A 24,100-nucleotide genomic window follows, 5' to 3' on the forward strand; every position below is an offset into this window, starting at 1 on the left:
CTAATGTTCCCTGTAATAGTCTATAACGTCTTTAATTATGTCATCGAGGGCATATTTAGGTTTATACCCCATAAGTTTTGTTATTTTCGTAAGGTCAGGGACTCTTCTCTGCATATCCTCAAATCCTTCTTCGTAGGCATCGTCATATGATATATATTGAATATCTGATTCACTTTGAGCCAATTTCTTTATTTTTACAGCAAGGGCTTCGATTGTTATCTCCTCATCGTTACCGAGATTAACAACCTCTCCGACAGCTTCATCTATCTGGCCAAGCTTTTCAAGTGCATAGACCGCGTCTTTAACATGCGCAAAACATCTTGATTGCTTCCCATCACCAAAGATTGTTATCGGTTTATTGTTCAATGCCTGCTTAACAAACCTGGGTATAACCATCCCATATCTGCCTGTTTGTCGCGGACCGACGATATTAAAAAACCTTACGACCACTGTAGGGAGCTTCTTCTCTTTCCAATAAGCTAACCCCAAAAATTCATCTAAGGCCTTTGAACAGGCGTAGCTCCATCTGCCTTTTGTTGTCGAGCCCAGGACAAGATCTCCATCTTCCCGAAACTTTTTTTGAGTGCTTTTACCATAAACCTCAGACGTAGAAGCGATTATGACCTTCTTCTTCTTTTTATTTGCAAGCTTGAGGACTTCTTCAGTTCCTTTTACATTGGTCTCTATTGTTCGCACAGGACTTTCAACAATGAGCATAACGCCGACAGCGGCGGCAAGATGGTAAATGATATCGCACTTATCAATAAGTTCAGCCAGCACCGGAGGATTCATTATGGTATCTATTACATAATTAAAACCTTTCCGTTCTTTTAAATGTTCGATGTTATCGATGGCGCCGGTTGAAAGGTCATCTATGATATACACTTGATGGCCCCCTTCAAGAAGTATTTCCGATAGATGAGAACCAATAAAACCAGCTCCACCTGTTATAAGTACTTTCATTGATATTTTCCTCCAATTTGTAAGTTTTCAGATGCTTGTTTATATATTTCCATTAAACTCTGATAATGTTTCCCGGGACTCAATTCATATTCTGCAAACATCCTCGCTTTTTCACCCATCATTTTTAATTTATCACGATTATTTAAAATATATTCAATCTTGGAGACCAGGTCTTCAGGATCTCCGGGTTCAAAAGTCATTCCTCTTTCAAAATCCTTCACAAGCTCAGGAATACCGCCACGTCTTGAGCCTATAACGGGTTTTCTCAATGCAAATGCCTCCATGACAGACATAGGATTGTTCTCATAGCATTCTGAGGGAAGAACAACGGCAAGACTTTTCCTTATCTCGTTATACAAGTCTTCATGTTTCATATGTCCAAAAAATCTGACATTGCTTATTCTTTCCAGCCTGACTTTTTCTTGAAGCTCATCCTTCAATGGCCCATCACCTATGATGTTAATTTGCACTTGCTCTCCCCTGTCCAAAAGAAGTTTCGCCGCTTCCAGTAAAGTGATCAGTCCTTTTTCATATGACAGCCTGCCGATATAGACAACGGATTTTGCTGGCACGCCGTGTATATCTTCCTCTTGATTAAGTTCTTCATCTTCATTAAGGTCAATAAAGTTAGAAAGATGTATTACCTTTTTCTTAAATCCCATTTTTCCCAGTTCTTTTTTAAGAAAAATACTTGGAGCAATAAAGATATCAACATTATTATAGACATCAAGAATCTTATGATGAAGAAACATTTCCGATGCTGCCAAAATACTTTTGGCAAGCGACTCCTTAACGCATCTGTTTCTAATCGCCATATAATACTTGCCGCCTTGACAGGCCTCACAAATCTTTCCGTCAGCAAACATATAATAAGCAGCGCATATCATTTTCAAGTCATGAAGAGTCATTACTACAGGAATATTTCTTTTCTTAAACTCATAAATGATTGAAGGTGAAATATGATAACAGATATCATGGAGATGGGCGATGTCTATCGGATATTTATCCAGCAGATTTGATAAATTCCTTCTCGCATTAAAAGAGTACAGGATTCTCCCTGCAATTTTAACCTGATTTAAAATACTATGCTGAGCTGTCAATTCCAGATAGGGCACAAAAAACTCATCCGTTTCAGACGGCAAATTTTCAGGATGATGCATTGAAAAAAAGACAACCCTGTGCCCGTGACTCTTTAGGAGTTCAGCCGTCTTAAGATACACTGCTTCCGGGCCCGCCCTGTAATAATGATATTTATTGACCAGAAGGATTCTCACGTTTTTCTTTCCTTCTTTTCATTGCTTACCATCCTCTTCAGGTATCCGCCAATAGTCAAGCGCAAAAATGACATCGGGTCTAACGGACCAGACAGCTCAGCTTATCAAGCAGATTTGATCTCTCTTTAAAACAACGTATAAATAAAAGGCGCAAGGGCTGAGGTCTCAGTAAAGATAATCAACGCGCCTAATAATACAAGAAATATGACTATCGGCGCCAACCACCATTTTTTGCGGATTTTCAGGAAGGACCAGAACTCAGATAATATTGATAACTTGCTCATCTAACCACTCCTTTCTTATTTTGAAAATATAATTGGCTTCAATTTATTGCCAAGGGCATCAGCAACTACCTTATGGCCTTCATAATTCAAATGCGGGGAGAATACACCAAGTATGGACGTGACAGCCCAACCGGGAGTTGCCCAATGCAACGGGATTCTTGTATTGACATAGTATGTTCTGAATAGTCTCTGCAGGCCGAGATACTCGATGTCAATCATTTTTGCATACTCTCTTAAATCGTCTTCAAAATAATTTGTATTAAAAGTTGAATCAAGCGCAACAAATCTTTTTTCGACCTCAGGGATGTATGATGGGATATCCAAAGTAACCAGCATAAATCTAATTCCTTTTTCTTTGCTAAATGCAGACATTGCTTTGATTAACATTTTATTTAATTGATAATTTTCTACATATAACGGGCGCGCATTTGCGGTGCACAGGCTCAAAAAAGGAGGAATTCTTTCCTCCCTTTTCGATATTCCTTCTTTTTTATTCATTCTGAATCTGTATCCCGTAATTCTTCCTTCAAGAAAATCATACCTCTCTTTAACAAGGGACAATAAAGCTGAATGCTGTTTAAACGGACTGAGAAAGGAAAAGATTTTGTATTGCCGCAAGTTGACAAAGTTTGTGTCAAGGACTAATTGACCGTTTTCGGAAATATGATAAAAAGGACGTCGCAGTTCCGTAGAAGTTTCTTGACTGACGTCTTCAATATCATTTGAGGGAAGAAAGAACAGCACCACCATGTCTGGTGAAAACCTATCAACTTCCTTTTGTAAAACCAGAAATTCTTCCGATTGAGTAAAACCGGAGCGCCCGAAATTCATTAATTCAACCTTGATATCCTGATTCGGAGTGTTATTCAATTGATTCTCTGCTAATGATAAAAAGGTCTTGTCAGACTCTACCTGATATGCCTCAACCATGCTATCCCCCAAAACAGCAATCCGAAAAGTATTTTGTGGTTTTTTCAATGACCACTCTTTGTCCCTCCAACCATAACTATTTATTTTCCCTGTAATAGGGTGATTATTCTCTTTGTTATACCAATATTCAGCACCGGCAACAGAACGATAACCCACAAACGAGTCGGGCGCAATCCAGGAGACAGCCGCCCCGAACAAATGTGTAGAGCGTAGTACAATTTCCAGCATTCCTATAAATAAAGAAACCAGGAGCATTGAGATTAAAAGATTTAGTAAGGTTTTCTTCACCATGCTTTTTGCGGGCTGCTGTAGAGTGTCAAGGTCGATTTATTTTTCAATATGCCTGGTATTTTTAAAACAATGTATAAATAAAAGGCGCCAGTGCAGAGGTTTCTGTAAAGATGATCAAAGCACCAAGCAATACAAGGAATATGACTATCGGCGCCAGCCACCATTTTTTACGAATCTTCAGGAAAGACCAGAACTCAGATAATATTGATAATTTACTCATCTCGATCTCCTTTCAACTTGTGTTCTTCATATCTTTAAAAAAAGATCTGAAGTATTCAGGGGAAATCCCTGCTTAGTTATCAGTTTTCGATACACTGCAATCTGCGACAGCAAATCCTTTGTATTTTTGTTCATAAAAAGGACACAGATGCTTGAATATAATTTCAGCAACTTTTATTGCCCCATCATTTGTATAATGAGAAAAGTCATAATAATATTTTGAACTTTTTGGCATTTCTTCAGCTAAATCAATAACCAGAACACTTTCTCTTTTCCCAACCTGCCTTACGACATCGTTATAAAGCTCCAACCTTTTCCAGGCGAGCTTCCCATTTTCGGTCCCACGCTTGTATACACGATCTAAATCTCTTTTAGTAATATCATCTGTTCCAAATCCATACAACGCTGGCTGCGTAATAAAGACAGGTTCAATTCCGTTTTCCCGTGATATTTGAATAAGTTTGTTCAGTCTCATTTCGTAACTTTTTAAAAACTTTTTATGTTTTTCAAGTGCAGCGCTAATGGCTTCTTCAGGCAGGTCTAATACCAGGCTTCTGTTTAAATCAACCTCTTCATCATGGTCAACACCAACTTTTGTTGCTTTTATATATCTAAAGATATTTAACCCAACTGCAAAAACCTCACTGTGATTTGATAACGCCCTTCCAATGCCCTTTAAAGATTTGACATAAAATTCATCCCTTATAATTGTCTTGTCATCCTCGAAATCTTTTTGATATTCATTGTTACCCTCGTCATTTATCCCTACTAAAAACAAAACGTTCCTGGGCGCAAGTTTTTTTAAATAATCTTCCATCAATATGATGTGTCCATATGTTGAATGTCCGTCAAGTCCGGCGTTATTTATCCATGACCTCTTGAAAGCGTTTGCTAAATTTCTCCCTAAAACATCGGGCCAGGTTTTTCCCTCAGACAGGTACGCGCACTTTGTGGTGCTGCCTCCAACGGTTATAGTAGTGAGGTACGTCTTGAAATCCTTGGGTGGCTCTTCTCCCCTAAAGCCCAAAGAGTTTGTCTTGAAGATTATAGTGCTATCCAATTTCTTTATTTTGTCGTTCTTAATAATATATTCTTCATTGGCTGATAAGACTATTTTGTCTCCTTTGACGCTAAAAGCAAAAGGATTATGAATCCGCAAGAAGATCTCACTTATAATAAAGGCGATTATGCATGCCAAGAATAACAGTAAAATATTTTGCGCTGTATTCTTTATTGTACTCAGTATGCTTTTCTCTGATTTTTTATTCTCTTGTAATTTATTAGCGGGAAGATTCATAAAATAAAAAGGAATGGCACATTTGCTTCAAGGAGATGAAGCAGGTATTATATTACTTCAAAAACCCCTTATTAAAACTGATTCATATAACGGCTCTTATCTATTGCAGTGTTATCCTTAGGCACCCAATAGCTATGAGACTTTTTATTACTGTTCGGACTGAATTTCTTATTTAAAAAGTCCTTGCCAAATAATCTTGATATAATTCCCAGAGGAGTAACCACTAAAAAAAATAAAAAACATAATATCGCCCTTGTCATAAACCAACCTATAACGACGGCTATTGTCATCCAGGCTTTCTGGAAAGGCCTGAGCACAGAGGGAACCATCAGTCCGGTAAAAACGAGCGCCGCACCTATGCCGATAAAATAAGGGTAAAAAGTTCTACCCCGCCACCATAATACCCCCCCCAGCAGCAACAAAACTGTCCCTACAGTAAGACCAAAATTACGGAGGTCTTTTTTCTCACTTTTAATTTTCTTAATATCATCAATCAGCATATTTTCTCCTAATCCAATTCAAATTCTTTTTGCCAGTCAGTATCCTTTTCAAGAGGTTTCTGATCTTTCTTATCCAACAAATAGTTGCCCATAATTAAATAATCCATATTAGTCCTCATGAAACAGCGGTAAGCATCTTCAGGGGTGCAGACGATGGGTTCACCTCTTACATTGAAAGACGTGTTGATAATTACAGCACAGCCGTATTTATCGTAAAATCTGGATATCATTTTGTGATATAACGGGTTCGTTTCTTTGTCAACGGTCTGGATCCTTGCAGAATAATCTACATGAGTAATTGCGGGGATGTTAGAACGGCTGACATGCAGCTTATCGAGTCCAAAGAGTTTTTGTTCTTCTTCTGTCATTTCCCTTCGAAGTTCTTTTTTAACAGGTGCTACCAAAAGCATATACGGGCTTTCTCTATCCAACTCAAAGTAATCGGAAACTTTTTCTCTAATAACAGAGGGGGCAAATGGGCGGAAGCTCTCACGGAACTTAATCTTCAAATTCATTACTTCCTGCATCTTGGTAGAACGTGCGTCTCCAATTATTGAGCGGCCGCCAAGGGCTCGTGGTCCAAATTCCATTCTGCCCTGGAACCATCCGACAACATTTTCCTGAGCAATCAGATCAGCAATCTTTTCGGGTATCACATCGTCGGTCAACTTAATAAAGGGAATTCTATTTTTATTCAGATAATCAGAAAGATAATCACTTCCAAATTCCGGACCAAGATATGAGCCTTGCTGGAAGTCTTTCTTGTTATCGGCGGCCCTATTGTTCTCCAAGTATTGATACCAAACAAATATTGCGGCCCCCATAGCGCTTCCTGCATCGCCTGCGGAAGGCTGTATCCATATATTGTCAAAAATGCCTTCTCTCAGTATCTTCCCGTTGCCGACACAATTAAGAGCCACACCTCCTGCTAAACAAAGATTTCTCTGCCCGGTCTCTTTTCTAACATGGCAGGACATCCGAAGCATTACTTCTTCAGTGACGTCCTGAACAGAGCGGGCCAAATCCATTTCTCTTTGAGTCAGCGGAGATTCCGGTTTTCGGGGAGGTCCACCAAACAGCTTGTCGAACCTGCCATTTGTCATTGTTAGTCCCACACAGTAGTTGAAATATTTCATATTCATTTTGAAGGAACCGTCTTCTTTTAAATCTATAAGCTCGGAAAGGATGACATCTTTATATTTCGGTTCACCATACGGCGCTAAGCCCATTACTTTGTATTCCCCGGAATTGACTTTAAACCCGGTATAATAAGTAAACGCTGAATAAAGAAGACCTAAAGAATGCGGGAAACTTATCTCTGCTTTTATTTCTATATTATTGCCCTTGCCGACACCGTAACTGGTTGTTGCCCATTCCCCGACCCCGTCCATCGTAAGAAAGGCAGCTTCCTGATACGGGGAAGGGAAAAACGCCGCCGCTGCATGGGATTCATGATGTTCGGTAAAGATAACTTCCCCTTCATATCCGAGTTCGTTCTTTATCAGCTCTTTCATCCAGAGTTTTTGTTTAATCCAGAGCGGTACCGCCTTAATAAATGACTTGAAACCAGTCGGCGCATATGAAAGATACGTTTCCAATATACGCTCAAATTTCAGAAACGGTTTATCGTAAAAAGCGACATAGTCAATATCACGAGCCGACAATTTGCTGTTTTGAAGGCAGAACCGAATAGCGTTTACAGGAAAGGAAAAGTCATGTTTTTTCCGGGTAAATCTTTCCTCCTGTGCTGCTGAAACAATCTTTCCGTCTTGAATCAAACAAGCAGCGCTGTCATGATAAAAAGCTGATATGCCAAGGATATTCATGCTAATTATTCCTCCATAACTCTTCCTTAGATACATACAATTCTTTAAAAACAATTACTTTACTTGCCATGTTCAATCTATATACCCCAAGCCTTTTAATTCATCCATTATTTGTCTCTCATCTTCAGCAGTATAAATCTTCTCTTCTTTTTCCTCGGTTTCATCGGATGTTGAATCTGAAAATACAAGTGGATTAGATTCAAAAAATCTATCTTCAAATATGGATTGGATTACCTTACCATCCATATTTGATGGAACAGGTAATCCCATTAGATACAAAATAGTCGGCGCCACATCGGTTATGTTTATATTACCAATTCTTAATCCCTTTTTGATAGTCTCTTTATCATAAGCAATAAAAATGCCGTCTTGATGGTGGTATCCGTCTGATGTATTGACCTTGACTAAACACTCTTTGCTGAGAGACGCTGGCAATGATATTAATGATTGATAAAGCACGTAGCCCTCTGCAGGAGAAAGAACCAAGTCAGGCGCATCTTTAAGAAACGGGCCGCTATAGATTTGTTCCGAAAAGAATACATCATCCACAATCTGCTTCCCGCTTTCTTCATCTCTCAAGGATAATAGCTTACTCCTCAATTCAATTCTCAACCGGTTATATGCCTCGCCTTTTTCAACAATGCCTCCCACATCCCTCCCTTTCAGATTTATATGTATTCCATAAGAGGAGGAATTAGGCGTGTATGCCTGAGTCTTTTGCAAATTAAGAAAATTTGCCACTTGAACCACTTCAGTAGGCAGTCCCTCAAAATACTTATTATTCTCAACTCCCATTTTCTCCCTGATTTTGGCAGTAACAAGCCTTTTCATATTTTTTACAAGAAACCCGTTCTTCCCAAGCCAAACATTAATATAAAAATATTTCTTTTTAGAGCAAAAACCATGGTCGGAAAGTATAATAAGTGACGTGTCATCATTCATATTGTTTAATATGTCGCCTAAGATATCATCAATCTGGCTATAACATCTCAAGACATATTCATAAATTTCTTCTGAGATGAAATCGGTCTCTTCACTATCCAGATATTTCCACAACACATGCTGAACTTTATCAAAACACATGAATAAAACATACAAGAAGTCCCACTCTTTCTCCCTGCTTAAATACTTGAATGCTTTGTATCTCAACTCAGTGGCTTTCAGCACTTTATCAATAAATGTTTTTATCTCTTCTTTAGTATAATTACGCCATTTCTTTGCTTCAGGGACCTTAACGTTAAAGATATATTCCCCCGTCTCTCTCAAAATCTCGGCATACAACTCGTGAGGATAGGTATAGCTTTTTGCATTCGCCGGAGAGATAAAACCGGAAATCATGAAACCGTTAACCTTCTCGGTGGGATAACTAAGGGGAAAATGGATTATGCCGACCTTTTTATCGTGTTCCCCGATTATATTCCATATCTTCTTTCCTCTTATCATTTTACTGTTGACTATTGTCATTTTTTTATCCGCCCCCCTCACAACAAAGTCATAAGCTCCATGTTTGCCCGGATTTTTGCCTGTAGCAAAAGAACTCCACGCAGGGGCAGTAAGAGGAGGATATGTGGATTTTTGAATGCCTGATGCCCCATTGTCGATTATGCTTTTTAAATTTGGCATCATGCCCTTTTCCATCAGTGGTTGAAACAATGTGAAAGTAGCTCCGTCTAAGCCTACGACCATGACCTTTCTATTATTACCTTGCATGTAATAGACCTTCTTTGAAATGCACCATCTTTTGGTAGAACAACTTCAGAATATACTCGTCGTCTTCTTCCAATTTCAATACATATATAAAAAGAGAATATGAACCTGCAAAAAGCAATGAAAGGACCATCATCACAAGAAGGGAAATCTCCTGTATATTTTTCGACACAAAGAAAACCAGCAAAAAAGACAAGAGCCCGGCAGCGCACGGCTTCAAGAAGTTTAGCTTGAAAGGATGCATCTTCAGAACAAAATATACTTCGATCAATCTCAATATATTCACAAAGGCGATTGACGACCCCGTGGCGGCAGCGGCTCCGACAACACCATATCGTGGAATCAATAGATAGTTGAGAATAACATTCATCGATAAAAAAACCAGGGAGTTAAAAAGGACAATCTTCGCCTTCCCTGTCATCATCAGCATATAGCCTACCGATCCCACTCCTGAATTTATAAGCTCGCCGGTTCCCAGAATTATTAATGCAGCAGCGCCAACGGCAAAGCCCTCTCCGAATATTTTCATAATCGATTCTGCAAACAGGACAAACAAAAGAAAAAGCGGAAAACTTAGAATAAAAGTCCACTTGGTCGTAGTCTTGAACAGATTTTCAAGCTTCGTTGTCTCACCCTTACTGTACGACTCGGATATCATGGGTGCGAAAATGGAGTTAAATGAAGTCATCGGCAGCAAAACCAGTATTGCAACCCTGACGACAGCCGAATATACTCCGACCTCAACCGGTGTCTTGAAGTATCCCAGCATCAAGGAATCAATGTAAAAGGTCACGACCCCCATAAGCTGTGTCAAAGACATAGGCAGCGAGAAAGCCATTAGCTCTTTTTTCTCATAAATGGGTACCGGTAATCTTTTATACACAGGGAATATCTTAATCAAATAATAAAATGAGAATATAAAACCCGCCAGAATGGAAATTACGCTGGCTGCCAATATCCCGCCCAGTTTCAATCCTATCAGAAAAAGGACCACCATTGCTGTCAGTTTGATCATCGGTTGATAAAACTTTTGTATATATACCTGATATTTTATGACCTGGAAGGACTGTATGACCTTCAGCCAAAGCTCGCCAAGGGTAAGAAAAGGAAGCGATATAATCAAGATTTTAATTGCCAACCCCAGGCTTTTGTCATGGAAGAACTGTTCAGCCATGTAGTCGGCGCAGAAAAAAATTATCAGCGTGAGCGCGAGGCTGAGGGAAAATGTTATCTTCGTGCCGAATACTATAGCGCCTTTCAGTCTCTGATTATCGTCTTTTCCTTTATAAAAGGCTACGAACCTCAACAAGCCTTCATTAAGCCCGGCACTCGAAAATATCTGAGCAATCCATGTAATGATATTGGCAAGATTGAAAACTCCAAATATTGAAGGGCCGACAGTCCTTGTCATAGCTATGCTTGTGACATATCCAAGTATATTAAAAACGATCTCCCCTATCCCGCTGATACCGGCATTCTTGGCGATTTTTGAAAGGTCTGAGTGATACGCTGATGCGGTTTCTTTATTCATTTTTTAATAATATGTATTTCAAGCCTTCAAAGGACCCGATGAAAGAATCCGGGTTCAGGCTTGCAACGCTTTTTCCGGTATCCAGCATTATCTGTCCGACAATGCTCCAGTAATAGGCAAGCCAGTTTGTAATCTTTCTGGGCATACTCTTTTTTACCAGCTTATGCATATGGATAAGATACAATTTGTTCAGCTCTCTTATATTCAAATGCGTCTCCTGCGAGTGCCTGTGAGTTGCCAATGCATACGGTGTTTGATAGAGCTTATATTCCCTTGACACCCTGTATGAAATCTCAATATCTGTACATCTGCTGAACGTCTCGTCAAACCGGAACTCTTGAAAAACTTTCCTGTAATAGCTGCATAACAATGTCGTCATTCCCTCAACCTCCACAATCTCCTTTGGGAATGGAACAAAAACATACCCCATCGAAGGCAAAAACCTGCTCCGGCCTTCTTCCGATATTCTTGTCATTAAGAACAATTTTCTGTACAGATTATGTGACTTCGACATGCCGTAATAATTATGAACGGAACCCTGAACACCGCCTACATGCCGGTTTTTTTCAAGTTCATAGACTTCCAGCATCTTCTCGTGGCAGGTTTCATGCAGGATTACATCATCATCCTGAAAAAAAACTATTTCGCAGTTTGCATTATCAGCCCCAAAATTCCGTTGAATGTTAACCCCGGGCTTGCTGCGTAAATAAACGAGCTTGATCCTGTCATCAACAATCCTCTTGCAATTTATTTGATTTTCCTCGCTTAAGCTGTCGGAGCTTGCGTCAACAATAATAAGTTCATCAGCCAGAACAGTCTGGCTTGCAATCGAACTCACACTGTTTTGTAAGTCTATCGGTCTGTCTTTAGTGGGTATGATAACGGAAAACGTCATACTGACTATTTGATATAATAATTTAATTCCTGCCATGCGAGGAATTAATCAAATATTCTTTGCCCCTGATAGTGTATCCAATGTTATCTCAAATACCGCCGCGTTTGGAACGTTGACAGTTTTATAAAGATTCAAACTCTTTTTTGCATGCCAAAGAAGCAACACTCTGATTATCGCGACATGTGTGACTATTACAACGTTCCCGGTGCCTTCATTCCGGTGAATTATTTCGGCACCCTTAATGGCACGGTCAAGAAGCTCTTTTAGTGTCTCCCTTCCCGGCAATGTCAATTCCGCCGGCTTACTTTGCCATACTTGCCATTCTGTTAAGTATGATGCGGCAACTTCATCTTCGGATAACCCCTCCCATGGCCCTAATTCCATCTCCCGGAAAGAATCTTCAAGTTGAACATTTATTTTAATAGTATCGGAAATAATCTTCGCCGTCTGCACCGCCCTCTGAATCGGGCTTGAATACAATGCCCGAACTCTGTAAGATCGCAGCAGCCCGGCAACCTCTCGCGCCTGCCGAAGACCTCTTTCGATCAGATGCTCGGAGCTTTTGCCCGCATACACTTTATCAATATTTGACTGGATTTCCCCGTGCCTGACCATTAATAATTTCATATCTCTAACAAGGGGCTTGAAATACCCGACATTCTAAATAACTATTCCGGGGCGGCGTTGCGCAACTGCAATTCCCTGCACAGATATTGCATTAACATGTGGACCACGATCAGGTGCACATCCTCGACTTTTTGCATATCATTAATTGAAACAACAAAAGAGATGTCTGCAAGTGCAGCCAGTTTCCCGCCTTCAAAACCGGTTATTCCGATGGCCTTTGCCCCTTGTTCCTTTGCGTATGAGATCGCAAGGAGCACATTCTTTGAATTGCCGCTGCCAGAAATGCCAATGACAATATCCCCCGGCTGCAAAAAGTTTTTGAGCTGCTCAATAAAAATTTGGTCATAGGAAAGGTCATTGGCATAAGCCAGAATGCTGGGCAGATTATCATTCAAACAAATGACCTTAAATTTCTTCTGCAGTTCAAGGCAGGTCCCTTTATTTATGTCGCAAACAAAATGGGATGCAGTAGCTCCGCTGCCGCCATTTCCCATTATAAACACCTGCTTCCCGTTATCGTATGCTTGTAACAGTGTCTGAGCAATTTCTAAAAATTGTTCATGCGGGAAAGTATCTAATAACTCTTTTAATTGGCCCAGGTAATCAAGACTTAATTTATTTTGCATTTCCTCTCCGGCTTAAATTTATTTTAAAGGATATCTTCGATAATTGAATATTATCCTGCTTCCGAAATGATCGAGTATAAAAGGCAGTTCCCTGTATTCTCTTAAAGCGTGCCTGACCTTATCCTGTTTATTTTTTGGGACATAAAGCAAAAGAAAACCGCCTCCTCCAGCTCCGCATATCTTACCGCCAAAAGCGCCGGCCATCAAGGCTTTTTCATACATCTTATCTATTTCCGGATTTGAAATAGAGTCAACCAATGATTTCTTCATAAGCCAGTTCTCATGGAGGATTCTTCCAACTTCATCAAATTCCCCCTCAAGAATACAATTGGTCGCTTCGCCGACATAATTTCTCATTTTCCTCAAAACTTCTCTTTTATTTTCCGTGTCCTTATTCTGTTTCTCAAGAATAACATTGGCATCTCTTGTTTTATTTGTGAAAAAAAGCAGCAAATTTGATCCGAATCTCAAAAAATTATTATTAAATACAGCAAGCTTAGTAACTGACACCCGTTCATCGGGATGGAACGTTATCGCGTTAAGCCCTCCATATGCTGCAATATATTGGTCCTGTTTGCCAATCGGTTTTTTGCAGATATCAATTTCAATCTCGCAGGCCTCTCTGGCAAGTTGTTCCGCCGTCACCTGTACCCCGTTGAAATGATATAAAGCATTTAATAACCCCACCGTGACACTGCTTGAAGACCCAAGTCCGGAACCTTCTGAAGGTATATCAGCAAGAGTAGTTATCTCAACCCCGTTTACAACCCCGGCTTTTTTCATTGCTTCTCTGACCAAGTCATGTTTTATTTCCGATACTTCATCAACCCTTTCACTCAGCCTATAATTAACGTATATTTTTTCATCAAATCTTTCAGTAACTATTATGTAAACGTATTTGTCAATAGCTGTACTGAGAACCATGCCGTCTTCCGCCTGATAAAATGATCTTAAATCCGTTCCGCCTCCAACAAAAGAAATTCTCAACGGTGTTTGTGAAATGATCATTTGTTATCCTCCTGATTGACCAAAAGCAATTTTTATTATTTTATTCTTTATTCAATCAGTTTTTTAAATATATTATTTTTTAAATCCTTATCAGCCTGAGTTAATTTTTCAAAGGTCCCTATATCAAGCAGATAATCTTCCATAATATATCCAGATGATTTCCCAACAATGCACGGAAGCACATCATAACCAAGGTCGAATACATCCTTGTCCGGGAAAAAATCTATCAACCTCGGATTACTCAGCATAATTCCTGCAAATGCCAAATCTGAAACAGGGTTTTCAGGTTTTTCTGTAAACGAGATAACAGTTGAATTCTCGTCCATTTCAACTATTCCGCACTCCCTGGGATTTGGTACCCTGACAACAGCTAACGTAAAATCTTTTTTGTTTTTATTATGGAATAAAAGCATTCTTTCCAGATTTATATTGGTAAGGTTGTCTGCATAAAAGATAAAGAATGCCTTTTCTTCTTTTACAAAATCCCAGTTTTTTTTTATCGTCCCGCCGCTTCCAAGAAGATTTTCTTCATGCGCCAATTTTATTTTGAGCCCGCTTGAATTATTGTTTACGTAACTTCTCACATTCCCGGCAAGGTGTGAGGTATTAATGAGAACCTCATTTATTCCATATATCTTAAAAAGATCAAACCAGTACTCTATCAACGGACGTCCACAAACAGGGATAAGACATTTCGGTGTTTGCAGCGTCAACGGTTCTAAACGCGTTCCTTTCCCGGCGGCAAGTAGAAAAGCCTTCATTCCTTTATGGTTCTTACAACACCTTTGTTCTTCATTGTCTTTTCTGCGTAATCCAGAATATCTTCGATATCGGTCTGGCGGTTGAGATATTGCCAGTATTCTTCTATACTGCGTTCAATGGGAACCTTAGGCGTCCAGCCTAAGGATCTAAGCTTGGTTATGTCCGAAAATATATTTCTTGTGTCACCGTAGCGATAGTGTTTTAAAATGACCGGCTCTATTTGTCTTCCTGTCACCTGCTGCATCTTTTCATAGAAATCCAAAACCGTATATGGCACTCCCCCGCCGACATTGAATCCCTGATAGTCAGCTCTGCCATCTTTTAGCACCAGCATGTTGGCATCAATAACGTCCTGATAATTTATGTAGTCTCTGATCTGCCTGCCATCCTCGTAAATGGTAGGCTGTTTATCAAAATAAAGATGAAGAGCAAAAATCCTCATCGCGCCGGAATAGGCATTATAGAAAGACTGCCTCGGGCCTTGCACAATGGAGTAACGAAGTGCTACCGAGGGGATCCCGTATCTTTTCCCTAAATTAATGGAAATTATTTCCTGTGAATGTTTTGACATGGCATACTGATTTTGAGGATTGACCATGTGCTCGGGCGTTGGCAGATACTGCATATACTTGTTACAATGTGGACAGTGATGTTCCCAATCGCCCATTGATAACTGTTCTTCAAGACGAATATCCGGGGTCAACTCTCCATGCTCCTGGCACCGGTATAAACCTTCCCCCAGGACCGCCTGTGAAGACGCAACTATGACTTTTTTGACAGGGAGTTTGTTCTCGACAATAATTTCATAAATGAGCGCCGTGCTTACACTGTTTACGTGGAAATATGTGCTGAAGTCGGGAAGATAATCCTGATATGCCGCAAGGTGGTAAATTGCGTCAATTCCTCTCATTGCTTTCTCAAGAGCCTCCTTGTCCCTGACGTCGCCCATTACAAATTCCGCCTTTGGGTTAATGTAGTCTGGTTTGCCTTTCAAATGCACCGGTTTTTGCAAGTTATCAAGTATCCTTACATCGCAGCCTTCCGCGATCAGCCTGTCTGCTGTATGCGAGCCTATGAAGCCTGCACCGCCTGTTATAAGAACCTTCACTAAAAAAACCTCTCATTCATGTTTAACTCCCATCGATTGCAAAGTAACTTTTTCAGAATTAACTCGCCGGCAGACACGAAGAAAAAATCAGGTAAAGTTTATTTCCTTCCCTTCCTTAGCGGATTCTTCTGCAAGCTCGCACATCTTGACAGCCCAAAGTCCCTGAAGCCCGTCATTTCTGAATGAAGTTCCAGTGACAACGGAATCCAGGAAAGATTGACATTCATTGAACAAGGGCTGAATATTTTTGATTTCAGGAGTTAATATCACTCCAGGCTTATATTCAAATTTTGTTGATGTCTGCTTATCCGCGCCGATTCGCGTATCAATACCTTCATCAAAAAAGCGCACCTTCTGCTCCGCCATATCATCAAAGAAGATTGACCACTTGGATCCGTACATTTCAAACTTTCTGATCTTATTCGGTGTATGCCAGCTGACATGTATAACAGCTTTCTTTTTGCCCGGATAAGTCAATTGAATAACAGCCATGTCATCTAAACCTTTCCCGCTGTAATCGTTTGCTGTTGCATAAACCGAGACAGGAAACTCCCCGAAAAGATAATTGGCTATTGAGAAATCATGCACGGCAAGGTCCCATATGACATTATCTTTCGACAGCGGCGGGCGCAGATTGGCTCTGTTTGATATAAAATAATACGGCTTAAATTCTTCCGTAGTATTTATAAATTCATGAATTTGCTCAATGGCAGGATGAAATGTAAATAAATGACCTACCCCGATTTTTAAAGAATTTTTAACCGCCAACGCATTTAATTTCTCAGCGTCGGCAGTCGAATTCGTGAAAGGCTTTTCAATAAAGATATGCTTACCCGCCGACAGCGCTTTTTCTGCCAGATGGAAATGCGTATTCACCGGAGTGACAATTACCACCAGCGTTATATCATTGTCATTTATTATAATGTCGGCATTTTCAACTACTTGTATATTGGGAAAATTGTCTTTTACAAACTGCCTCCTGCCGGGCTGGTTGTCGGCAACATATTCAATACTGACATTATGAATTTGTGCAAAGTTACGAATTAAATTAGGCCCCCAGTATCCTGCCCCAATAATTCCGATTTTTATCATTTCTTGACCTCGGGTTTAAGTTATACTCCGGTCTCCCCGGAAATTACAACTGAAATAGTATTGAATAAAATTTCCAAATCCAACGCAATTGATCTATTACGGACATAGTAAAGATCCAGTACATGCTGATCCGCAAAATTTACTCTGTTACGTCCGTGAACCTGCCATAATCCTGTCAAGCCTGGCAGGACAGCAAATCTTTCCTTTTGCCAGTTATCTAACAACTCATATTCATAAGGCAATACAGGCCTTGGTCCCACAAGCGACATTTGCCCTTTCAGGACATTAATTAATTGGGGAAATTCATCGATGCTGAATTTCCTCAGCCACTTGCCTACTGACGTTATACGAGGATCATTCTGAAGTTTCTGGCCATTGCTTAATCCCATAGCTTCTGCTTTCACTAAATTTCTATGGGCCGAATCATCTTTATTAATAGCCATGCTCCTGAACTTGTACCAAACAAACTTTTTTTCTTTATAGCCGACTACCTCCGCCCTATAAAAAACAGGCCCTTTCGAGTCTATTTTTATTAAGATTGCTATTATAAACCACAACGGAAGTAACAATATAACAAAAACCAAAGCTACGGTATAATCTATAATACGTTTTAGAATAATGTATGTATATTCCTTGAATCCTGTTATAGGTGGTATTTGAAATGTGCTAAAACCACTGAATTTTTCCACCTCAAGCTTTTCAGGGACAATCCGGTACAAGTCTGAAATAACATGGATTGGTCTATGCAATCTGCGGCACGTATCAATAATTCTTTGCAATTTATTATACGAAACGTTTGTCAGCGCTATCAATATTTCATCAAATTTTTCTGAATATTTACCTACGTTCTCGATCTTGTCCAGGACTTTGATGCCTTCAAGTATCTCTCCAGACTCCTTAAAATCATCTAAAAAGCCTATCGGATGAAAATAGGAATATTTATTATTTCTTAACTCCCGTGCAATTTCACAGCCTCTGTTGTCTGCGCCAATCAAAATCACTCGCGATCCAATTATCTTATTTTTAAGTACATAACCTAAAGAAATTTTAACAAACAAGATACGGTACAAAAGAAACAATATTAACAAAATAAAAAAACTTGCAACTATTTCACGCCTCAGCATTAATATGGGATGTTTAAAAATGAAAAGTATTGCAATTAAGAGACCAAAACTTACTAACATGGATTTTATGACAACAACAAATTGATAGTATGAGTTAAGCAACTTATGCATCCGGTAAAGACCGGAAATCTTAAAAATAATTAATTCTGAAAAAATGACTATCGATGCAATTTTCATTAAATCAGTATCAGATATCGTATAATCAACATTCCTTGCATAATTAACAAAATAGAAGGAATATTTTAATGCCGCATAGGTTATAAAACTATCCAGAAGCAAAAATATTATCTTATATTTCTTATACCGCATGATTAGTCAGATAAAATTCTTTTATTTTGCTCACAACATATTGAATCTGGGCCGAAGTCAACTCAGGATACATAGGAAGAGATAGTATTTTGTCCATTTGTGTCTCCGCTATTTGAAAATCGCCCTTTTTATATCCCAACGATTTATACGCCTGCTGTAAATGAAGAGGAACAGGATAATGCAATCCGGTTGAAATACCATTTTGACTTAAGAAATTTTGCAATTCGTTGCGCTTAGGCACTTGAACAACATACAGATGGTAAACATGACGCACTGATTCCATTTCTTTTGGAACAACAACTTCAGGGATGTCAGACAGGAGGTTAGAATATAATGCTGCATTTTTTCGCCGTTGCTCTGTCCATTGTTCAATATAACGCAGCTTAACTGACAAGACCGCTCCCTGTATCCCTTCCATCCTGTAATTGTGACCAACTAATTCATGGTTATATTTTTTGCTGCTTCCATGGTCTCTTAATTTTTTCATCTTCTCATACAATTGTTCGTCGTTGGTCAGAACTGCTCCCCCTTCGCCGTAAGCGCCTAAATTCTTGCCCGGATAAAAACTAAAACAGCCGATAATACCCATCGCCCCTACGCGTCTGTTTTGATATTCTGCGCAATGTGCCTGGCATGCGTCTTCAACTACCCACAATTTATGTTTTTCTGCAATTTGTAATATCATTGCCATGTCGGCAGACTGCCCATACAAGTGCACGGGGATAATACCTTTTGTACGATTTGTAATTGCTTGTTCAATCTTAGCGGCATCAATATTGTAATAGTCGGCTTCACAGTCTACAAAAACAGGTTTAGCGCCTGCTAAAGACACGGCTTCCGCGGTAGCAAAAAAAGTATTGACAGGCACTAAAACTTCATCTCCCGGGCCTACCTCTAATGCCATCATCGCCAGGTGCAATGAATCGGTTCCGGTGCTGTTTGCAAGGCAATATTTCGCCTGATGCATTATTGCAAATTGTTGTTCAAATTCTTCAACCTTCGGACCCAAAATATAGGCGCAACTCTCAAGCACTTCATGAATTTCGGCATTAACCTCATCTTTAATATTTTGATACTGCATCTTCAAATCAACAAAGGGCACTATCATTAAATTTCTCCTTATCGTCAGTTTTTTCTATAAATGACTTGGCATGTCTTTACTGCTTGAAGTAGATGCTGTTATAGAATTCAAATGAAGAATTAAATTTTCTATTTATTAAAGAATTCCCCGAATTTTTTATAATGAGGCTCATCTTTTCGTTGGAGGTTCCTTTTTACACTATCATCTAAATATGATCTGCGATAAACAACCTGTTCGTCTATATATACTTTTGTATAATCAAGATACCTTTGAAAATTTATCTTCCCACCCAGCATAAGTTTTATTTTATTGTACATGACCCACAATAACGGACCCGCCTTGGGAAGCTTTGCATACCTGGGATGCCTCATTGCGGTCTTGGCCGATCCGACCATCCAACAGTTATGCGCACAGTTAGATACTTTCTCTCGGACCTCTTTAGCGGCTTTTCCGTTCAAGACGTCGTCCCATTCCTGCTGTTCCAGATTCCCCATTTTTAAATCCGGTCTTACATTACATGCATAAACATCACTCCATGGGTCAATAAAGACAAAATCCGTGCCGGCAGTACATTTCAACATCCGCTCCTGACCTAACATCTTGGCCATAAGCCCCAAGTTCAAATAAGCACGAAACCAGTGCTTGATTTTATAATCTTTCAATAATGCCGTGACCAGGTCCTCCATCTTCTTTACCATTTTAATACGGTCATATGGAACATTATCGCTTTTATGAAACTGAAAACCATTATGAAGCGCCGAGGTAGCGAACTCAAAACCATGTTTCTTGGCAAAGTGAAACAGCTCGACAGCTTCTTCAATATTATCATCCTGCAATACCATACCAAAGCCTATATCTTTGCCCCCCAATTCTTTTAGGCGCTTTAATCCATTTATCTTTTTTTGATAACCGCCTCTTTCACCCCGAATTTTGTTATTTGTTATTTCACATCCCTCAATGCTGAACCGTATTTTGGTACATGGATATTTTTTAATTACAGGTTCTATTCTTTCCGGCAGTAATCCATTGCTGCTGATTTCAAAAGTCATGGCTTTAGGGGAAAGTAAATCCGCAATTTCCATTAGATCACGTCTCAATGTCGGCTCACCGCCCGTAAGATTCAAATAGTCCAACCCGGCAGGAATTTTTCTTAGGGTTTGCAGGGACACCTCTTCTTTTTCAACAGTAGGATTTTGCCATACATTACACATGGAACACTTCGAATTACATCTATAAGTAAGAATTACACATACATCCATTATTATCTCCAGAGATCGTTTTTTTTTAAAATTGTAGATATAGTTATCTTATAATTTATTGTTTTAATAATTCAATTATACAGTTTATAAAATTATGCGAAAATTCAATAAATTTTTTATTTAAGGATTGAATAGTAAACAGCCTCGGTTTGTTCAGTGATCTTGTCCCAGTTATAGTTTTCAGCTATATGCCTTTTTGCCTTTTCCGCCAATCTCTCGCCGGAGTCCGGGTTTGCAAGAAATTCTTTCATTTTTCCATAAAGGTCATCAGGGTCAGCATTCTTGAAAGGTATCGCAACTTCCTTTGCAATTTCCATATCTTCGGGAATGTCGCTGAAAATTACAGGTATTCCAAAACTCAAAGCCTCCAGTAATACAATTGGCAAGCCCTCTATTTGTGACGGAAAGATAAAGAGCCTGCAGTTCGCATAGAGCTGATTTAAGGCTTCCCCATACTGGTAACCGAGGAAAACAGTATTAGTGCCTTCAGCTTTCTTCTTTAATTCGATGACAAAACTGTCTGTATAACATGAATCACCGACGATCACAAGTTTCAAGTCGGTCTTTAATCTTTTATAAGCGTCCAGCAAGGTTGCGCTGCCCTTTGTCGGAATCAACCTGCCCACATAAAGAATATATTCTTTCCTTTTCAGTCCGAACTTATCCAACAGGTCCAAGTCATTACATTCGGTTATATTGATGCCATTAGGGATATATGAGACCTGTTTGCCATAGTTGTTCGCATAAAAATCTTTCAAAGTCTGCGACACGGATATGGCAGCATCCGAATATCTTATAAAAATCTTCTCTGCAAGTTTGGACATTGCTCTCGTGAACCTTCCCCACTTGTCAACCCTCCTGTATCCCTGACCATGAGAAGTAACAACGACCTTATGCCTGATTTTCAATAACGGGATCAACAAAGCAGGATCAATACTTTGAACATGCACGACATCATATCGAGCGAACAACAAATAGATAACCGACAAAAAAGTATGCACTATCATCTGAAGATGCTTCTGGTTGATAGTAGGCAGTCTGACAATCTTCACTCCCTTATACTCTTTTATTTTGGGAGTATAATGAGAACGGCAAAAGACTGTCACATCATGCCCTTTTTGGACCAGCCGCACGGCTATCTCCTCAACATGTCTTTCAACTCCGCCGAATGTTGCAGGTATTCCATAGAGGCCGATCATCGCTATTCTTAATGGATTCATAGTGGGTTAAACCTTTCTATACACTTATACTCTTATTAATAAGGCAGTCATAGATTTCCATCAGTTTCTGATAATGTTTTTCAGAACTTAATTCCTGTTCTACAAACTGCCTGGCGTTTGCGCCCATCTGGGCTGCTTTATCAGGATTACTTATTAAATATTCAATTTTTGCCCTTAAGTCATCGGAATTCCCAGGTTCAAAAGTTAACCCTGTGACATTATCTCTAACCAGCTCAGGAATTCCTCCCAACCTCGCTCCAATGACAGCCTTTCCACATGCAAATGCTTCAATTACAGAATATGGAAAATTTTCATACCATTCTGAAGGTAGTACCATAAACCTGCTGCGTTTTAAAAACCTCATCACTTCATCATGACTTTTGTGTCCTAAAAACAATATCCTGCTTCCAGCTTTTCTCTGCTGAACATAAGACATCAAATCCCCTTTCAGCGGCCCGTCGCCCACTATTTTAAGAATACCTGCATTGGATTTTATTGCAGCATCAATAAGTAATTTTATCCCTTTTCCTTCCACTAATCTGCCTATATAAGCATAATAATCATCAGAACCCTCTTCCTTGCTATCTGTACTGAAATCCATAAAATTATTAAGACATTTTATCCTGTTCTGGTCAAATCCATATTCTATCAGTTTGTTCCTTAGAAATTCGCTTGGAGTGATAAAAACATCGACCATATCGGAAACCTTCATAATTCTATGCACAAGAGTTTCCAGCGCTGCGACCGTGCTGGCGCCTAAAGAGTTTTTCTTGCACCTTGTAATAATAGGCCAATACAGTTTGCTGATTTTACATTTCTCACAGACCTTGCCACTGCATGTAAAATTAGTATTGGGACAAATAAAAGCAAAATCATGAAGCGTCCACACTACAGGAATATTGTTCTTTTTAAGAGGATATAATATTGAATGCGTTATGTAATGATGAAGGCTCTGTATGTGCGCTATGTCGGGTTTTTCTTCGTTAATAAGTTTCTCAATGTTTTTTTTTGCCTCCAAGGAATATATGCTTCTATATAAGACCCTGGCTCCCGCCAGCAGGTTCTTGTTCTTAAGTTCATCGACATAGTTAATATAACTTATAAAATATTTGGAATACTCTGAATCAAAATTCTGCGGATGACGCATTGAGAAGGCAATATTCTTATGTCCCTTCTTTCCCAGGAGATCCATCATGGAAAAAAGGTGCGTACAATCGCCTCCGCGGTCATAATAGAAATTGCTTATATGTAAAATTTTCACTCTGCTAATATTCCTTGAAAAAGTTTTTATGTTCTCTATTTACATCCCTGACCATTATAATTCGTGATATAGCCATTCACAGGGAAAAAACGTTGACGAACATAAAAAACCATTATTAACCTGCTTATCTTATCTATTAAAGAAAATCTTGAGGGATGTAACAGATAGATTCATTTATATTTAAATACACCATATTTCAGAATGACATAAACAGCCCTGATTCCATCTTTCCAATTAATTTTTTTACCCTCAGAGTAGGTGCGACCAGAATAGGAGATTCCCACCTCATATATCCTGCACTTTAACCTGCTAATCTTTGCCGTTATTTCCGGTTCAAAGCCAAACCTGTTTTCTTGCAGTTCTATCATGTCCAATATCTCCCGACGGAAAACTTTATAGCAAACTTCCATATCCGTCAGGTTCAGGTTTGTAAACATATTGGAAAGAAATGTTAAAAATTTATTCCCAAGGGAGTGCCAAAAAAACAAAACCCTATGTGATTCCCCGCCAATAAAGCGGGAGCCGTACACTACATCAGCTTTCCCTTCAAGGATTGGTTTCAATAGCTTTTGATAATCGTTAGGATCATATTCAAGGTCTGCGTCTTGAATAATTATTATGTCTCCGGAGGCCGCTTTAAACCCTGTTCTTAAAGCGGCGCCCTTCCCCATATTCTGTGAATGATATACAATTCTGATAGAGTTATCATCTTCACACATGGACTTCAAATATTTTCTCGTTCCATCAGTTGAAAAATCATCAACAACTATGACTTCTTGTTCCAGATCAAAATTAACATCCTTGATCTTTTTAATAATAGTTCCGATAGTCCCAACTTCATTAAAACATGGCACCACTATTGAAACTTTCATCAGCTTACCTCAATTTCTTTAATGATAGTTAACA

The 24,100-nt window shown here is 39.3% G+C and carries 23 protein-coding genes; all 23 read right to left on the reverse strand.

Features of this window, described 5'->3' with window-relative positions; translation table 11 throughout:
- Positions 1–963, reverse strand: coding sequence for a GDP-mannose 4,6-dehydratase (locus HZB61_06750; protein ID MBI5056293.1), 963 nt, complete (start codon positions 961–963; stop codon positions 1–3).
- Positions 960–2,237: a glycosyltransferase family 4 protein gene (locus tag HZB61_06755; protein MBI5056294.1), complete on the reverse strand. Its 1,278-nt coding sequence runs from the start codon at positions 2,235–2,237 to the stop codon at positions 960–962. The genes HZB61_06750 and HZB61_06755 overlap by 4 nt, the downstream gene beginning before the upstream one ends.
- 125 nt (positions 2,238–2,362) lie before the next feature.
- Positions 2,363–2,521 carry a hypothetical protein gene (locus tag HZB61_06760; GenBank protein MBI5056295.1) on the reverse strand — a complete coding sequence of 53 codons (159 nt, stop codon included), beginning with the start codon at positions 2,519–2,521 and terminating at the stop codon, positions 2,363–2,365.
- Positions 2,522–2,536: 15 nt separating this feature from the next.
- Positions 2,537–3,742 carry an SGNH/GDSL hydrolase family protein gene (locus HZB61_06765; GenBank protein MBI5056296.1) on the reverse strand — a complete coding sequence of 402 codons (1,206 nt, stop codon included), beginning with the start codon at positions 3,740–3,742 and terminating at the stop codon, positions 2,537–2,539.
- Positions 3,743–3,803: 61 nt separating this feature from the next.
- A complete protein-coding gene (locus HZB61_06770; protein ID MBI5056297.1) occupies positions 3,804–3,962 on the reverse strand; it encodes a hypothetical protein in 159 nt (52 codons plus the stop codon).
- 72 nt (positions 3,963–4,034) lie between these two features.
- Positions 4,035–5,120, reverse strand: a complete 1,086-nt coding sequence (locus HZB61_06775; GenBank protein ID MBI5056298.1) for an SGNH/GDSL hydrolase family protein — start codon at positions 5,118–5,120, stop codon at positions 4,035–4,037.
- A 209-nt stretch (positions 5,121–5,329) separates the two neighbouring features.
- Entirely contained in the window at positions 5,330–5,758 is a 429-nt protein-coding gene (locus tag HZB61_06780; GenBank protein ID MBI5056299.1) for a hypothetical protein, read from the reverse strand.
- An 8-nt stretch (positions 5,759–5,766) separates the two neighbouring features.
- Positions 5,767–7,584, reverse strand: a complete 1,818-nt coding sequence (locus HZB61_06785) for a carbamoyltransferase (GenBank protein ID MBI5056300.1) — start codon at positions 7,582–7,584, stop codon at positions 5,767–5,769.
- Positions 7,585–7,656: 72 nt separating this feature from the next.
- On the reverse strand, positions 7,657–9,294 hold the full coding sequence (locus tag HZB61_06790) for an alkaline phosphatase family protein (protein MBI5056301.1): 1,638 nt from the start codon (positions 9,292–9,294) through the stop codon (positions 7,657–7,659).
- Positions 9,284–10,822, reverse strand: coding sequence for a flippase (locus tag HZB61_06795; protein ID MBI5056302.1), 1,539 nt, complete (start codon positions 10,820–10,822; stop codon positions 9,284–9,286). The genes HZB61_06790 and HZB61_06795 overlap by 11 nt, the downstream gene beginning before the upstream one ends.
- On the reverse strand, positions 10,815–11,753 hold the full coding sequence (locus HZB61_06800) for a glycosyltransferase family 2 protein (GenBank protein MBI5056303.1): 939 nt from the start codon (positions 11,751–11,753) through the stop codon (positions 10,815–10,817). The genes HZB61_06795 and HZB61_06800 overlap by 8 nt, the downstream gene beginning before the upstream one ends.
- 12 nt (positions 11,754–11,765) lie before the next feature.
- Positions 11,766–12,344, reverse strand: coding sequence for a histidine phosphatase family protein (locus HZB61_06805; GenBank protein MBI5056304.1), 579 nt, complete (start codon positions 12,342–12,344; stop codon positions 11,766–11,768).
- Between the two features lie 41 nt (positions 12,345–12,385).
- Positions 12,386–12,970, reverse strand: coding sequence for an SIS domain-containing protein (locus tag HZB61_06810; protein MBI5056305.1), 585 nt, complete (start codon positions 12,968–12,970; stop codon positions 12,386–12,388).
- Between the two features lie 18 nt (positions 12,971–12,988).
- Positions 12,989–13,978, reverse strand: a complete 990-nt coding sequence (locus HZB61_06815) for a GHMP kinase (GenBank protein MBI5056306.1) — start codon at positions 13,976–13,978, stop codon at positions 12,989–12,991.
- 47 nt (positions 13,979–14,025) lie between these two features.
- Positions 14,026–14,739 (reverse strand): nucleotidyltransferase family protein, encoded by a 714-nt coding sequence (locus tag HZB61_06820; protein ID MBI5056307.1) that lies wholly within the window; start codon positions 14,737–14,739, stop codon positions 14,026–14,028.
- Entirely contained in the window at positions 14,736–15,848 is a 1,113-nt protein-coding gene (locus HZB61_06825; GenBank protein MBI5056308.1) for an SDR family NAD(P)-dependent oxidoreductase, read from the reverse strand. The genes HZB61_06820 and HZB61_06825 overlap by 4 nt, the downstream gene beginning before the upstream one ends.
- Before the next feature lie 87 nt (positions 15,849–15,935).
- A complete protein-coding gene (locus HZB61_06830; GenBank protein ID MBI5056309.1) occupies positions 15,936–16,940 on the reverse strand; it encodes a Gfo/Idh/MocA family oxidoreductase in 1,005 nt (334 codons plus the stop codon).
- A 20-nt stretch (positions 16,941–16,960) separates the two neighbouring features.
- Positions 16,961–18,373 (reverse strand): sugar transferase, encoded by a 1,413-nt coding sequence (locus HZB61_06835; protein MBI5056310.1) that lies wholly within the window; start codon positions 18,371–18,373, stop codon positions 16,961–16,963.
- Positions 18,363–19,481: a DegT/DnrJ/EryC1/StrS family aminotransferase gene (locus HZB61_06840; GenBank protein ID MBI5056311.1), complete on the reverse strand. Its 1,119-nt coding sequence runs from the start codon at positions 19,479–19,481 to the stop codon at positions 18,363–18,365. The genes HZB61_06835 and HZB61_06840 overlap by 11 nt, the downstream gene beginning before the upstream one ends.
- Positions 19,482–19,582: 101 nt before the next feature.
- Positions 19,583–20,665 (reverse strand): radical SAM protein, encoded by a 1,083-nt coding sequence (locus HZB61_06845; GenBank protein MBI5056312.1) that lies wholly within the window; start codon positions 20,663–20,665, stop codon positions 19,583–19,585.
- A 164-nt stretch (positions 20,666–20,829) separates the two neighbouring features.
- A complete protein-coding gene (locus HZB61_06850) occupies positions 20,830–21,516 on the reverse strand; it encodes a glycosyltransferase family 4 protein (GenBank protein ID MBI5056313.1) in 687 nt (228 codons plus the stop codon).
- Between the two features lie 433 nt (positions 21,517–21,949).
- Positions 21,950–23,194 carry a glycosyltransferase family 4 protein gene (locus HZB61_06855; protein MBI5056314.1) on the reverse strand — a complete coding sequence of 415 codons (1,245 nt, stop codon included), beginning with the start codon at positions 23,192–23,194 and terminating at the stop codon, positions 21,950–21,952.
- A 170-nt stretch (positions 23,195–23,364) separates the two neighbouring features.
- The gene (locus HZB61_06860) at positions 23,365–24,066 is read right to left on the reverse strand and encodes a glycosyltransferase family 2 protein (GenBank protein MBI5056315.1); all 702 of its coding nucleotides are present in this window, start codon (positions 24,064–24,066) and stop codon (positions 23,365–23,367) included.
- Positions 24,067–24,100: the final 34 nt, after the last annotated feature.

It is taken from the genome of Nitrospirota bacterium (assembly GCA_016214845.1).
GTDB lineage: Bacteria > Nitrospirota > Thermodesulfovibrionia > UBA6902 > UBA6902 > SURF-23.